Source organism: Ruegeria sp. YTSC002 (assembly GCF_059609845.1).
Genome location: NZ_JBXWML010000009.1, coordinates 128,329 through 140,861, shown reverse-complemented (window position 1 = coordinate 140,861; position 12,533 = coordinate 128,329). Strand labels below are relative to the sequence as shown.

Annotated in this window: 15 protein-coding genes; 13 read left to right on the top strand and 2 right to left on the bottom strand. The window is 58.6% G+C overall.

Features of this window, described 5'->3' with window-relative positions; translation table 11 throughout:
- Nucleotides 1-10 precede the first annotated feature (10 nt).
- From AC2FFD_RS16795 to AC2FFD_RS16755, 9 genes are all read left to right on the top strand, one after another.
- Nucleotides 11-889, top strand: coding sequence for a lysophospholipid acyltransferase family protein (locus tag AC2FFD_RS16795; RefSeq protein ID WP_170344436.1), 879 nt, complete (start codon nucleotides 11-13; stop codon nucleotides 887-889).
- Nucleotides 890-897: 8 nt separating this feature from the next.
- The gene (locus AC2FFD_RS16790; RefSeq protein WP_170344434.1) at nucleotides 898-1,707 is read left to right on the top strand and encodes a glutamate racemase; all 810 of its coding nucleotides are present in this window, start codon (nucleotides 898-900) and stop codon (nucleotides 1,705-1,707) included.
- Nucleotides 1,708-1,801: 94 nt separating this feature from the next.
- Nucleotides 1,802-2,830, top strand: a complete 1,029-nt coding sequence (gene argC / locus AC2FFD_RS16785) for an N-acetyl-gamma-glutamyl-phosphate reductase (RefSeq protein WP_257600670.1) — start codon at nucleotides 1,802-1,804, stop codon at nucleotides 2,828-2,830.
- Between the two features lie 7 nt (nucleotides 2,831-2,837).
- The gene (gene ccmE / locus AC2FFD_RS16780) at nucleotides 2,838-3,284 is read left to right on the top strand and encodes a cytochrome c maturation protein CcmE (RefSeq protein ID WP_170344431.1); all 447 of its coding nucleotides are present in this window, start codon (nucleotides 2,838-2,840) and stop codon (nucleotides 3,282-3,284) included.
- A 118-nt stretch (nucleotides 3,285-3,402) separates the two neighbouring features.
- The gene (locus AC2FFD_RS16775) at nucleotides 3,403-4,014 is read left to right on the top strand and encodes a holin-associated N-acetylmuramidase (RefSeq protein ID WP_496873607.1); all 612 of its coding nucleotides are present in this window, start codon (nucleotides 3,403-3,405) and stop codon (nucleotides 4,012-4,014) included.
- Nucleotides 4,005-4,583: a holin family protein gene (locus AC2FFD_RS16770; protein ID WP_496873606.1), complete on the top strand. Its 579-nt coding sequence runs from the start codon at nucleotides 4,005-4,007 to the stop codon at nucleotides 4,581-4,583. Before AC2FFD_RS16775 ends, AC2FFD_RS16770 begins: the two co-directional genes overlap by 10 nt.
- Nucleotides 4,584-4,658: 75 nt before the next feature.
- The gene (locus tag AC2FFD_RS16765; RefSeq protein ID WP_496873605.1) at nucleotides 4,659-6,623 is read left to right on the top strand and encodes a heme lyase CcmF/NrfE family subunit; all 1,965 of its coding nucleotides are present in this window, start codon (nucleotides 4,659-4,661) and stop codon (nucleotides 6,621-6,623) included.
- Nucleotides 6,620-7,075: a cytochrome c-type biogenesis protein gene (locus AC2FFD_RS16760; RefSeq protein WP_425078214.1), complete on the top strand. Its 456-nt coding sequence runs from the start codon at nucleotides 6,620-6,622 to the stop codon at nucleotides 7,073-7,075. The genes AC2FFD_RS16765 and AC2FFD_RS16760 overlap by 4 nt, the downstream gene beginning before the upstream one ends.
- 75 nt (nucleotides 7,076-7,150) lie before the next feature.
- Nucleotides 7,151-7,927 carry an enoyl-CoA hydratase-related protein gene (locus AC2FFD_RS16755; RefSeq protein ID WP_496873604.1) on the top strand — a complete coding sequence of 259 codons (777 nt, stop codon included), beginning with the start codon at nucleotides 7,151-7,153 and terminating at the stop codon, nucleotides 7,925-7,927.
- An 11-nt stretch (nucleotides 7,928-7,938) separates the two neighbouring features.
- Here AC2FFD_RS16755 and bmt read toward each other — a convergent pair whose 3' ends face one another.
- Nucleotides 7,939-8,952: a betaine--homocysteine S-methyltransferase gene (gene bmt, locus AC2FFD_RS16750; RefSeq protein ID WP_496873603.1), complete on the bottom strand. Its 1,014-nt coding sequence runs from the start codon at nucleotides 8,950-8,952 to the stop codon at nucleotides 7,939-7,941.
- Between the two features lie 121 nt (nucleotides 8,953-9,073).
- On the bottom strand, nucleotides 9,074-9,391 hold the full coding sequence (locus AC2FFD_RS16745; RefSeq protein WP_480684385.1) for a DUF1476 domain-containing protein: 318 nt from the start codon (nucleotides 9,389-9,391) through the stop codon (nucleotides 9,074-9,076).
- 187 nt (nucleotides 9,392-9,578) lie between these two features.
- Between AC2FFD_RS16745 and purC the strand changes: the two genes are divergently transcribed.
- From purC to AC2FFD_RS16725, 4 genes are all read left to right on the top strand, one after another.
- Nucleotides 9,579-10,334, top strand: a complete 756-nt coding sequence (gene purC / locus AC2FFD_RS16740) for a phosphoribosylaminoimidazolesuccinocarboxamide synthase (RefSeq protein WP_117869044.1) — start codon at nucleotides 9,579-9,581, stop codon at nucleotides 10,332-10,334.
- 139 nt (nucleotides 10,335-10,473) lie between these two features.
- A complete protein-coding gene (locus AC2FFD_RS16735; protein WP_496873602.1) occupies nucleotides 10,474-11,139 on the top strand; it encodes a MarC family protein in 666 nt (221 codons plus the stop codon).
- A gap of 115 nt (nucleotides 11,140-11,254) precedes the next feature.
- Nucleotides 11,255-11,485: a phosphoribosylformylglycinamidine synthase subunit PurS gene (gene purS / locus AC2FFD_RS16730; protein ID WP_496873601.1), complete on the top strand. Its 231-nt coding sequence runs from the start codon at nucleotides 11,255-11,257 to the stop codon at nucleotides 11,483-11,485.
- A 4-nt stretch (nucleotides 11,486-11,489) separates the two neighbouring features.
- Nucleotides 11,490-12,533: a zinc-dependent alcohol dehydrogenase family protein gene (locus AC2FFD_RS16725; RefSeq protein WP_496873600.1), complete on the top strand. Its 1,044-nt coding sequence runs from the start codon at nucleotides 11,490-11,492 to the stop codon at nucleotides 12,531-12,533.

Genomic DNA, 12,533 nt, shown 5'->3' with positions numbered 1-12,533 from the left:
GGAGCCCTACATGTCTTCTCGCCGTCATGTCGTTCGTGACATCTCGTATGCGCATTCCGCCGAAACCAAGGGGGGGCGGCTGGTCATCAGGCTGATGGAGAACACCACGGGACGGTTGCGTCTGATCAAACGGGCGGACGGCTACGAACAAGAAGTTGCAAAGGGTCGGGATTTCTGGTCGGTCATGGTCGATCGCTATGGATTGACATTGGATGTCGTTGGTGGCGCACTGGAGAATATCCCCAAAGAGGGTCCGCTTATCCTGATCGCAAACCATCCGTATGGAATTCTGGATGGGCTGATGATGGGGCATATATTGTCGCAGACCCGTGGTGATTTCCGGATTCTCGCAAATCGCGTTTTCCGCAAGGCCGAAGACCTGAACCGTATCGTTTTGCCTGTTTCGTTTGATGAAACCAAAGAAGCGGTGAAACTGAATCTGGATACGCGGAAAACCGCATTGAATTACCTCGGCGATGGCGGCGCGATCGGGATTTTCCCTGGGGGTACGGTCAGCACCGGCGTCAATCCGTTCGCGCATCCCATGGATCCGGGGTGGCGCGGTTTCACGGCCCGCATGGTGGCGAAATCCAATGCCACCGTCGTTCCGGTGTTCTTCGACGGGCACACGTCACGTTTGTTTCAGATAGCAAGCCATATGCACAACACACTGCGCATGGGTCTGCTGATCAAGGAGTTCAAAAAGCGTGTCGATACCCCGGTCAAAGTGGTGATTGGCACGCCTATCGGGCGCGACATTCTGGATCCGCTGGGCAAGGATACGCGCAAGATGATGGATTTCCTGCGCAAAGCGACGTATGAGCTGTCTCCGACACCGCTGAAGTCTTATGACTATGGCTATGAATTTGAGGAACGGCATCGCGCCTGAAGGGGCTAATGGCAGTAGGTATCTTTGATTCCGGATTGGGCGGTCTGACCGTCCTGAGCGCCGCGCAGACACGTCTGCCTGACGTTGATTTCCTGTATTACGCGGACAGCGCGCATGCCCCGTACGGTGTGCGCGATGCCGAGGACATCTATCAGCTGACCCGAAAGGCCGTGCAGGACCTTTGGGATCGCGGCTGCAATCTGGTGATTCTGGCTTGCAACACCGCCAGCGCGGCGGCGCTGCGTCGGATGCAGGAAGAAGGCGTGCCCGACGGCAAAAGGGTTCTCGGTGTCTTTGTCCCATTGATCGAAGCCCTGACCGAACGGCAATGGGGCGACAACTCCCCACCACGCGAAGTGGCGGTCAAGCATGTCGCCTTGTTCGCCACGCCCGCCACTGTGTCCAGCCGTGCCTTTCAGCGCGAGCTGGCGTTCCGGGCAATTGGCGTGGATGTCGAGGCGCAGGCATGTGGTGGCGTCGTGGATGCCATCGAAGACGGTGACATGATCCTTGCCGAGGCGTTGGTGCGCAGCCATGTGGAAGCCCTCAAGCGCAAGATGCCCGAACCGCAGGCGGCCATTCTGGGCTGTACGCATTACCCGCTCATGGCCGAAGCATTTCAGGCGGCATTGGGACCTGACGTGCAGGTCTACAGCCAGGGAGAGCTGGTTGCTGAAAGCCTTGCGGATTACCTGCATCGCCACCCCAACATGCTGGGTACCGGCCCGGGAGGCTTCCTTACGACGGGGAAACCCAATGTGGTGAGCGATCGGGCGACCCAGTTCCTCCGACGACAAATCACATTCGAAGCCGCCTGACTTAGGTCAAGGACGCGCCCGTTCTGCTTTCATTATTCCAAGACCGTCGCATCGGCGGTCGTAACATGTGACACACGTTGAGAAGAGGTCTGACATGACCCATAAAATCGCAATTCTGGGCGCCTCGGGCTACACCGGTGCGGAACTGGTGCGGCTGATCGCCGAGCACCCGAACATGGAAATCGTCGCGCTGGCCGCCGAACGCAAGGCGGGGATGACCATGGCGCAGGTTTTCCCCCATCTGCGCCACATGGACCTGCCGGATCTGTGCAAGATTTCCGAGATCGATTTTTCCCGGATCGATCTGTGTTTTTGTGCCCTTCCGCACAAGACCAGCCAGGAAGTGATCAGTGCGCTGCCCAAGGATCTGAAGATCATCGACCTGTCTGCTGACTTCCGGCTGACTGACCCGGACGAATATGAAAAGTGGTACGGAAACCCGCATACCGCGCTCGCGCAGCAGGAAGAGGCCGTTTATGGCCTGACCGAGTTCTACCGCGACGAAATCCGGGACGCGCGGCTGGTGGCGGGCACAGGGTGCAACGCGGCAACCGGTCAATACGTTCTGCGGCCGCTTGTTTCTGCCGGGGTGATTGATCTGGACGATATCGTGCTGGATCTGAAATGCGCTGTTTCCGGGGCAGGGCGGTCGCTGAAGGAAAACCTGCTGCATGCCGAACTGAGTGAGGGCACCAACGCCTATGCCGTCGGCGGGACCCACAGGCATCTGGGTGAGTTCGATCAGGAGTTTTCCAAACTGGCCGGGCGTACGGTTCATGTGCAGTTCACCCCGCACCTGATCCCTGCAAACCGGGGCATTCTGGCCACGACCTACGTAAAAGGTGACCCGCTGAGCATCTATGAAACGCTTGCAAAAGCTTATGCGGATGAGCCTTTCATTCAGATGCTGCCGATGGGCGAGACACCGTCGACCCACCATGTGCGCGGGTCCAACTTCTGTCATATCGGTGTTGTGGCAGATCGGATCGAACGGCGCGCGATCGTGATCGCGGCGCTGGATAACCTGACAAAAGGTAGCAGCGGCCAAGCCTTGCAGAACGCCAACCTGATGTTAGGTGAGATTGAAACCCGGGGCCTGATGATGGCACCGTTATTCCCATGAGGACGGTATGAAAACGCTCAAGAAACGTCGCCGAGTACAAGTCATTCTGGTAGCTATCGTTGCCTTGGTGGCATCGACGGCGTTGATTGGCTATGCCATGCGCGACGGGATCAACTTTTTCCGCTCGCCAAGCCAGGTGATTGCCGAACCGCCCAAGCCGACCGAGGTCTTTCGGATTGGCGGCCTGGTCGAAGAAGGTTCGATCATCCGTGGGCAGGGCGAAACCGTACATTTTGTCGTCACCGACGGCGGCGAAAGCGTCAAGGTTTCTTTCACCGGGGTTCTGCCTGATCTGTTTTCGGAAAATCAGGGCATGGTCGGCACCGGGCGTTACGTGAACGGTGTGTTTGAAGCCACTGAAATTCTTGCCAAACATGATGAAACCTATATGCCGAAGGAAGTCGTGGACGCGTTGAAAGAGCAGGGCGTCTACAAAGAGGCTGAAGAAAGCTGACCTGACCAATATCCATGTTGAGGGCGTTGCGCGCGGGATGCGGGCAGCGCCCTTGGTCGTTCAGGCTTGTTAATTCTTTTTCGGGATCGTCAGTGCCATTCAGCGAAATGAGGGCGCTATGCAAACGGTTCGGCAGATTGCCAAGGAAATTGTGCGTCGGGAAGGCGAATTCGTGAATGACCCGGACGATCCGGGCGGGGCAACCAAATATGGTGTCACGATCCACACGATGCGCAGGCTTGGACTGGATCTGTCCGGCGATGGGCTGGTTGACGTGGCGGATGTCCGGGCGCTTACTCAGCGCGAGGCGGTCGATATCTTTGTTCAGCACTACTTTGAAAAGCCACGCATCGCGCTGTTGCCGGATATTCTGCACGCCCCTGTCTTTGACATGTACGTCAATGCCGGTGCGCAAGCAGTAACAATCCTGCAACGGCTTTTGCGTGAAATGGGGTTTGACGTCGTGGTAGATGGCGTGATCGGCACGCAAACGGCGCAGGCGTGCGAAGACGCGGCCCGACCTGATCCCAACGCGTTGCGCGATGCGTACGGCGTGGCGCGGCGGAACTATTATTTTCGGCTCGCCGACAAACGCCCGGCATCCAGAAAATACGCGCGCACCCGATCTGGTGGCAAAGGAGGCTGGATCAAACGGGCCGAAGAGTTTCTGTCGCCACGCTATCGTCTGACGGAAAGTGAATTCAAGGAAAGGGTTGCGGCATGGGGTTGATCTCGGGGGTATTGGCACTGCTGTTCGGGGGCGGTCGCAACGCTGTGCGTGAGACGGTTGAAATATACCGGGAAAACGCCGAGTCCCGTGCTGAGAGAGCAACAGCGTTGCAAAGCCAGGCAATGATGCAGTTCGGCGGAGAGTTCGTGGTTCCTCAAAAAGGCCTGTTCGACCGCGTCATGGATGGTGTGAACCGGTTGCCGCGCCCGGCATTGGCGCTTGGAACGCTGGGATTGTTTGTTGCCGCAATGGTGGATCCACTTTGGTTTGCCGAACGCATGCAGGGCATTGCACTGGTGCCGGAACCTCTTTGGTGGTTGCTGGGCGTGATTGTGTCTTTCTATTTTGGCGCGCGCCATCAGAGCAAAATGCAGGATTTTCAGCGGGATATAGGCGCAGCCATGCAACGCCTGCCGACGGTCATGGAGAACATAGAAACGGTGCGGGCCATGCGCAGCGACAGCCCGGGCGTCGCCAACCCCGGCCCCGATGCCAACCTGATACAGAACGCCTCGATTCCTGACGTGAATCCAGCGTTGACCGATTGGCGCAAGCTTCGGGGGCTTTGACCCGCGACACTATGTGCCCCCGGATCATGCGAAAGTTAATGGCCCCCGGTTCGGCCTCGGAGTATATTCCGGGGCATGATTACAGAGCTTGGCCACTTCGCCCTTATCCTCGCCTTTTTCGTCGCCATCGTGCAAAGCGTGGTGCCTCTGATCGGTGCGTCAAAAAACTGGACCGGCTGGATGGCTTTTGCCGAGCCTGCTGCCATCGTCCAGTTCCTGCTGACTGCATTTTCTTTCGGTGCGCTGATCTGGGCTTTCATAATGTCGGATTTTTCGCTGCGGATCGTGGTCGAAAACAGTCATTCGGCCAAGCCGATGATCTACAAGATCAGCGGGACGTGGGGGAACCACGAGGGGTCGATGCTGCTGTGGGTGCTGATTGTCACTCTGTTCGGAGCGATGGCAGCTTTCTTCGGGGGCGGGTTGCCCCCAAGCCTGAAGGCGCGTGTGCTGGCGGTACAATCATCCATCGCGGTCGCGTTTTTCGCATTCATTCTGCTGACTTCGAACCCGTTTGACCGGCTGGCAATTGCGCCGTTTGACGGGCGGGATCTGAACCCGCTGTTGCAGGATCCCGGTTTGGCCTTCCACCCGCCATTTCTGTATCTCGGCTATGTGGGGCTGAGCATGGCATTCAGTTTTGCCATCGCCGCGCTGATCGAAGGGCGTATCGATGCGGCATGGGGCCGCTGGGTTCGCCCATGGACACTTGCTGCCTGGGTGTTTTTGACCATCGGTATCGCGCTGGGGTCCTGGTGGGCCTATTATGAGCTGGGCTGGGGCGGTTTCTGGTTCTGGGACCCGGTTGAGAACGCTTCGTTCATGCCGTGGCTTCTGGCGGCAGCACTGCTGCATTCGGCAATCGTTGTCGAGAAGCGCGAGGCGCTGAAAAGCTGGACCATCCTGCTGGCAATCATTGCCTTCGGGTTTTCGCTGATCGGGACATTCATCGTTCGTTCGGGGTTGCTGACCTCGGTTCACGCCTTTGCCAATGACCCGGAACGCGGGGTGTTCATCCTGTTCATTCTGGTGGTTTTCATCGGTGGGGCGCTGACTTTGTTTGCCGCGCGGGCGCAGGCGATGGAGGCCAAGGGTGTCTTCGGCATGGTCAGCCGCGAAAGCGCGCTGATCGTAAACAATGTCCTGCTGGCGGTCAGCTGTTTCGTGGTCTTTGTCGGCACCATGTGGCCGATGGTGGCCGAGATGATGTTTGATCGCAAACTCTCGGTCGGGGCTCCGTTTTTCAATGCAGCATTCTCTCCTTTCATGGTTTTGTTGGGATTGATCCTTCCCATTGGGGCCATGTTGCCGTGGAAACGGGGACGGATTGGAAAAACGGCCTGGTCGCTGCGCTATGCCTTTGGTCTGGCCTTGGCGATTGCTTTGCTGGTTTGGGCGATGCAGACCGGCCGCAGCGCTTTGGGGCCGGTGGGTCTGTTCCTTGGGGCGTGGATTACGTTTGGCGCCATCGTTGATCTGTGGAGCCGTACGGGGCGCAATGGCAGCCTGAAACGCTTGCTCCGTCTGCCGGGGGCGGATTGGGGTAAAGCCGTCGCTCATACCGGGCTGGGAGTTACCATCTTTGCCATCGCAGGTCTGACTGCGTGGGAGGACGAGGATATTCGCGTCGCCCAACTCAACCAACCTTTCGAAGTCGGACAGTTCACGCTGACATTGCAAGACGTCCGTCAGGTTGAAGGGCCGAACTATTTCTCGACCACGGCGGATGTTCTGATTGAAAAGAATGGCCGCCCGATCGGGACATTGCATCCCGAAAAGCGGGATTACCCCGTTGCGCGGATGCCCACGACCGAAGCGGCTATCGATTATCGTTTCCTCGGGGACCTTTACGTCGTGATCGGCGATCGACAGGCAGATGGTGGCTGGGTGATGCGAACTTATATCAAGCCGCTGGCAAACTGGATCTGGGGCGGCTGTATCCTAATGGCGCTTGGCGGTGTCCTGAGCCTGTGTGACAGGCGCTTCCGTGTGGCCGCAGGCGCAAGAAAAACCCCGGTCGGCGGAGTACCTGCGGAATGAAACGCCTTGTTCTGATTGTGATGATGCTCGCAACACCCGTCTTTGCGGTGCAGCCCGACGAAGTGCTGGATGATCCGGTTCTGGAACAGCGGGCGCGGGATCTCAGCGCCGGGCTGCGCTGCCTCGTGTGCCGCAATGAGAGCATCGACGAAAGCAACGCGGATCTGGCGCGTGATCTGCGCGTGTTGTTGCGGGAACGGTTGGTGGCTGGGGATACGGATGAACAGGCGATCGCATTTATCGTTGACCGGTATGGCGAATACGTACTTCTGAAACCGACTGCCAGCGGCTCGAACCTGTTTTTGTGGCTGGCCGGGCCAATCATGCTGTTGATCGCTGCCGCGGTTGGGCTGAACTTTCTCCGCACCCGGGCCAAGGCCCGTGCTTCGGTGGACTCTGTCGCGTTGAGTGAGGACGAAAAAGAACGTCTGCGTCAAATTCTTGAAGACTGACGCGTGGTTCTGCTTTTCCCGTCCCGTCCGGGCCAGTAAGTGTGCAAAAACACATGGCGCGACGGGAGGGTTTTCATGAATTACGAAAAGGTTGCTCTGGAGATTGCAGACGGTCTGGCAGTTCTGACGCTGAACAGGCCGGACAAGATGAACGCGCTGACCACCCAGATGCGCGCAGAAATTACGCACGCCATGAAAGATGCAGCGGTCAAGGCGCGCTGTGTCGTCATCACCGGTGCTGGTCCCGCGTTTTGTTCGGGGCAGGATCTGGGTGATGCGTCTTCAACCGGCAAGATCGATCTGGAACGGTCGCTGCGCGATGAATACGAACCGATGTTGGAAGCGATCCACAATTGCCCGGTACCCACGATTGCCGCGGTGAACGGACCGGCGGCCGGGGCAGGCGCGAACCTTGCCCTTTGTGCCGATGTGGTGATTGCCACGGAAAGCGCCTATTTTCTTCAGGCATTTGCCCGTATCGGTCTGCTTCCCGATGCCGGGGGAACATGGTTCATGCCCCGTCAGATGGGGTTGGCCAAAGCGATGGGCGCGGCCTTGTTTGCCGACAAGATCACTGCAAAGCAGGCGGATGAATGGGGCATGATCTGGGAAGCCGTGCCGGATGACGCTTTCGCCGATCATTGGCGCAAAAGGGCAGGGTATCTGGCAAAAGGACCCACGGCCGCCTACGGCGCGATCAAGCGGGCCATTCGCGGAACGTATGAAAACACCCTGCAACAGCAGCTTGCGACCGAGGCGCACCTGCAAGGCGAATGTGGCCGCTCCAGGGATTTTGCCGAAGGTGTCGTGGCCTTCATGGAAAAACGCCCTCCGAAATTCGAAGGGCGCTGATCAGGCTGACATCATGCGCGGCGGCGGCGGCGTGTGCGGCGTTCCGGTGCCGCATCGTCATCCGTCCCGTCCGAGGCGGATGTGAACGGACCCAGCGCATCAGTGATCTGATCGAGCGTCGGGCGTTCACCACGCGGCATGATGTCCAGCGCCTCACGCATCTTGCGCAGGTGGTCGGGCATGGTTCCGCAGCACCCGCCAATGATGGTCGCGCCGGCATCCCGCGCCATGGCGGCATACTGCCCCATCAGTTCAGGCGTTCCGTCATAATGGATGTGACCATCCACGTATTTCGGAATGCCTGCATTGCCCTTCGAGATCAGTGGGCGTTCAGTGCCTTGCGCGGCAAAGCCCAGCACGGTGCGCAGAATGTCGGACGCGCCGGTGCCGCAATTTGCACCAAAGGCGATGGGAGGATTCGGCAGGGTTTCGACCAACTGGGCCAGATCGGCCGAGGTGACACCCATCATCGTGCGTCCGGCCGTGTCAAAGCTCATTGTGCCGCACCAGGGCATGTCGGTCAGGGCAAAGGCTTCGGCGGCGGCGCGAAACTCTTCGGGGGCGCTGATGGTTTCCACCCACAGAACATCCACGCCACCTTCTTTCAGCGCTTCCGCCTGTTCGTGGAACATTTCCACGGCTTCCGCGTGCGACAGGCTGCCGACCGGTTCCATGATTTCCCCGGTTGGGCCGACCGATCCTGCAACGACGACTGGTCGTCCGGCCTTGTCGGCGATTTCGCGTCCCAGCTCGGCGCCGATGCGGTTCAGCTCGCCCACGCGGTTGTGCGCGTCATGCAGTTTCAGCCGTGCCGCCGTGCCGCCGAATGTGTTTGTCAGGAACAGGTCGCTGCCTGCATCAACCGACCCCTGATACAGAGCCCGGATCTTGTCCGGGGCATCCACGTTCCAGAGTTCGGGAGCGTCACCAGATTGCAGGCCCATGTTGAACAGATTCGTTCCCGTGGCACCATCGGCCAGAATGGCGTCATTGGATTCCAGAAGCTTGCTCAGCGCGTTTGTCATACGGTTGTTCCAGGAAAAGGCGCAAAACGCCGTTAAAAAAAGAGACGCCCCGTGTCTCATGACCAAGGCGTCAAATCAAATTCATAAAACTCATGAAGATCATGAGTCAGACGCCCTAGGCTCAGTTGGTCTCGCTCAGGACCTGTGCCTTGGCTTCCGGCAGTAGCTCGGCCATTTTTGCGCGGATTTCCTCGTCCGAGGACAGGTTGCCCAGATCGCCCGAAACCTTGCGTACGACATCTTCGTGCCCGGCTTCCTCGAAGTCGGAAATCACGACCGTCTTTGCATATTCATCGGCGTCGGCACCGGATTTACCCAGTTTTTCAGCAGCCCACAGACCCAAAAGCTTGTTGCAGCGGGCTTGTGCCTTGAACTGCATCTCTTCATCATGGGCAAATTTGGCTTCAAAGGCGTTTTCGCGTTCGTCGAACGTGGTCATAGGGTAAGGACCTCTTGGGTTACATCTTCTTTCCTGATGATATGACTATACGACGTCTCTTGCGCAAGGGATTTGCGCTGCGTCAAAGCCTCTCGGGTACATGAACTTGCGGGAAAAGGGTGCTTGGACTATGAGGACGCCAACGTGAGGGGACTCATTCCCTCTGTGCAGAGTGGAAAGGTCGCTTATGGCGCGTCGCAAGAAAATCTATGAAGGCAAGGCCAAGATTCTGTACGAAGGCCCCGAACCGGGCACGATCGTCCAGTATTTCAAGGATGACGCCACCGCCTTCAACGCGGAAAAGAAGGACGTGATTGACGGCAAGGGTGTGCTCAACAATCGCCTGTCCGAATTCTTCATGACCGGCCTGACCCAGATCGGCATTCCGAACCACTTCATTCGCCGCCTGAACATGCGTGAACAGCTGGTTCGCAACTGCGAAATCGTTCCGCTGGAAGTGATCGTGCGCAACTATGCCGCCGGATCGATGTCCAAGCGCCTGGGCATTGCAGAGGGCACGCAACTGCCGCGCCCGATCGTCGAGTACTGCTACAAGGACGATTCGCTGGGTGATCCGCTTGTCACGGAAGAACACATCGCCGCCTTTGGCTGGGCCAGCCAGCAGGACATGGACGATATCCTCAGCCTCGCCCTGCGGGTGAACGATTTCATGAGCGGTGTGATGCTGGCGGTGGGCATTCGTCTGGTCGACTTCAAGATCGAGATCGGCCGCGTGTTTGAAGGCGACTATCAGCGACTGATCGTTGCTGACGAAATCAGCCCTGACAGCTGCCGCCTGTGGGATATCGAAACCGGCCAGAAACTGGACAAGGACGTCTTCCGCCGCGATTTGGGCAGTTTGACCGACGCCTATTCCGAAGTTGCACGCCGACTGGGTGTCCTGCCCAGCAACAATGTCACCAAACCGACATTGATCAACTGAGCAGGGTTGGGTCGGAACCTCGCCAAAGCGCCGCAACCGTGTTTGCGGCGCCTTTTCGTTCGCGGTTGAATTTGACAGCTTCCCGTTTCCCAAGCATGTTTGCCACGGGCAGGCGCAAAAGGTTCAGGATGGGTGTCAAATGGCGGAACTGTTTGATCAGACAGTATTTCTGAAGTTTCTGGCCGCCGTGCTTGCAATCTTCAATCCGCTTTACAACATCCCGATTTTTCTGAGCATGACGAAGAACTGCTCGGCGGCTGAACGCCGCCACGTTGCGGTTGTTGTCATGATCTCGGTTACCGTCATTGCTCTGACCGCTGTCGTGATCGGGGAAGAAGTGCTTGGGGTGTTCGGCATTGATGTGCCGGCTTTCCGGATTGCCGGGGGGATCATCATTTTCGGTATCGGGATGTCGATGTTGAAGGCCGAAGACCGGCCACCGGGCGATCAGGCCGCGATGGAAGACGGGCACGAGCGGAAACTGAATTTCGCCGTCGTACCGCTGGCGATACCTTTGACCATCGGGCCGGGCACGATTGCCATCACGATCGTTTTTTCGCACCAACTGTCGAACGGCGCCGAAATCGTGACGCTGGGTTCGGCGATCCTTATTGCCTGCGCGATCGTGGGGCTGGGATTGTTGTTCGCAGATCAGATCTCGCGCCTGTTGGGTGAGACATTGATCAATGTCCTGACCCGGATCATGGCAATCCTTCTGGTCGCCGTCGCGGTCGAGATGGTTCTGACCGGCACGTTCCATGCGATTGACGCGCATTATCCGGGATTGGCCAAAGAAGGCGGATAGTTGGATTGCTGCGGCAAACTGCTTTGCAAACAGGGTTGTCGAAAGCCATTTGGCGCGCTATCCCCCGCGCAACGAAATGGGCCTCGGATTGCGGGCCGCAGGTGGAGTTGCCAAAATGAAAGCACGGGTTCATGTGATGCTCAAGAACGGGGTGCTGGACCCGCAGGGCGAAGCAGTTCGGCACGCATTGGGTGCAATGGGCTTTGATCAGGTCGAAGGTGTCCGCCAAGGCAAGGTGATCGACCTTGAACTGGCCGACGGCGCGACCGAAGCAGATGTGACCGAGATGTGCGAAGAGCTGTTGGCCAACACGGTTATCGAACGCTACGAGATCGAACTGGTCTGATGGAATGCGGGCCGCGCGTCTGATCACCTCCCGACAGCCGCTCGAGGTAACGACGATCCCGGACCCCGCACCTGCGGAGGACGGCGTGGTCGTGCGGGTGCTGGCCTGCGGCGTGTGCCGGTCAGACTGGCACGCGTGGTCTGGTTCGGACCCGGACGTCGTCTTGCCCATCACCCCCGGGCATGAGTATTGCGGAGAGGTGGTTTCCGTCGGCGCGCGCGTCACCCGGTGGCGTGTCGGGGATCGGGTGATCGCACCTTTCATTCTGGCTTGCGGCCGGTGTCCGGATTGTGCGCAGGGTCATCAGACGATCTGCCCCGATCAGGTTGTACCGGGGTTCACCTGTGACGGCGCTTTTGCGGAATATGTCGCGGTGGCCCATGCCGATGCGAACCTGACGCCCTTGCCGGACAGCATAGCGCCGGACATCGCGGCCGCGTTGGGATGCCGCGTGACGACAGCCTGGCAGGCATTGGTCGGACGGGCACAGGTGCAGGGCGGTGAATGGATTGCCGTCTTCGGCGGCGGTGGTGTCGGGATTTCCACTTTGCTGCTGGGCAAGGCGCTTGGCGCACGTGTCGTGGTTGTCGACATCACGGATGATAAACTGAATTATGCCAAGGCTCTGGGCGCTGACGCGGTGGTCAATGCGGCAACCTGCGATGCGCCGCAGGCGGTGAAGGATCTCACCGGTGGCGGTGCCCATGTCGCGATCGAGGCGCTTGGCGTTGAAGTGACGACCGTTTCCGCAATGCGTTCCCTGCGTAAAATGGGGCGCATGGTGCAGATCGGGATGCCAGCCGGGGATCACACGCAGATGGCGTTACCGATGGATGTTCTTTATTCCGGTCAGCTTTCCGTCTTCGGAACGCGCGGCATGCCAAGTTGGCGCTATCCGTCTTTGCTGTCGCTGATCGCGGGCGGCGGAATTGACCTGAGCCCGTTGGTCACGCGAAAAATATCTCTCAACCAGGTGAGCGCCGAGCTTGCCGCCTTTGACCATCCAACCCCTCCGGGCGTTGCGGTCGTCACCGATTTTGTCTCGTAG

Bases quoted from the DNA above. Each gene is read 5' to 3' on its own strand.
- ccmE (WP_170344431.1), top strand. From the start codon at position 2,838: ATGAAAACGCTCAAGAAACGTCGCCGAGTACAAGTCATTCTGGTAGCT.
- AC2FFD_RS16755 (WP_496873604.1), top strand. From the start codon at position 7,151: ATGAATTACGAAAAGGTTGCTCTGGAGATTGCAGACGGTCTGGCAGTT.
- AC2FFD_RS16795 (WP_170344436.1), top strand. From the start codon at position 11: ATGTCTTCTCGCCGTCATGTCGTTCGTGACATCTCGTATGCGCATTCC.
- bmt (WP_496873603.1), bottom strand. From the start codon at position 8,952: ATGACAAACGCGCTGAGCAAGCTTCTGGAATCCAATGACGCCATTCTG.
- AC2FFD_RS16760 (WP_425078214.1), top strand. From the start codon at position 6,620: ATGAAACGCCTTGTTCTGATTGTGATGATGCTCGCAACACCCGTCTTT.
- argC (WP_257600670.1), top strand. From the start codon at position 1,802: ATGACCCATAAAATCGCAATTCTGGGCGCCTCGGGCTACACCGGTGCG.
- AC2FFD_RS16765 (WP_496873605.1), top strand. From the start codon at position 4,659: ATGATTACAGAGCTTGGCCACTTCGCCCTTATCCTCGCCTTTTTCGTC.
- AC2FFD_RS16775 (WP_496873607.1), top strand. From the start codon at position 3,403: ATGCAAACGGTTCGGCAGATTGCCAAGGAAATTGTGCGTCGGGAAGGC.
- AC2FFD_RS16725 (WP_496873600.1), top strand. From the start codon at position 11,490: ATGCGGGCCGCGCGTCTGATCACCTCCCGACAGCCGCTCGAGGTAACG.
- AC2FFD_RS16735 (WP_496873602.1), top strand. From the start codon at position 10,474: ATGGCGGAACTGTTTGATCAGACAGTATTTCTGAAGTTTCTGGCCGCC.
- purS (WP_496873601.1), top strand. From the start codon at position 11,255: ATGAAAGCACGGGTTCATGTGATGCTCAAGAACGGGGTGCTGGACCCG.
- AC2FFD_RS16745 (WP_480684385.1), bottom strand. From the start codon at position 9,391: ATGACCACGTTCGACGAACGCGAAAACGCCTTTGAAGCCAAATTTGCC.
- AC2FFD_RS16790 (WP_170344434.1), top strand. From the start codon at position 898: ATGGCAGTAGGTATCTTTGATTCCGGATTGGGCGGTCTGACCGTCCTG.
- AC2FFD_RS16770 (WP_496873606.1), top strand. From the start codon at position 4,005: ATGGGGTTGATCTCGGGGGTATTGGCACTGCTGTTCGGGGGCGGTCGC.
- purC (WP_117869044.1), top strand. From the start codon at position 9,579: ATGGCGCGTCGCAAGAAAATCTATGAAGGCAAGGCCAAGATTCTGTAC.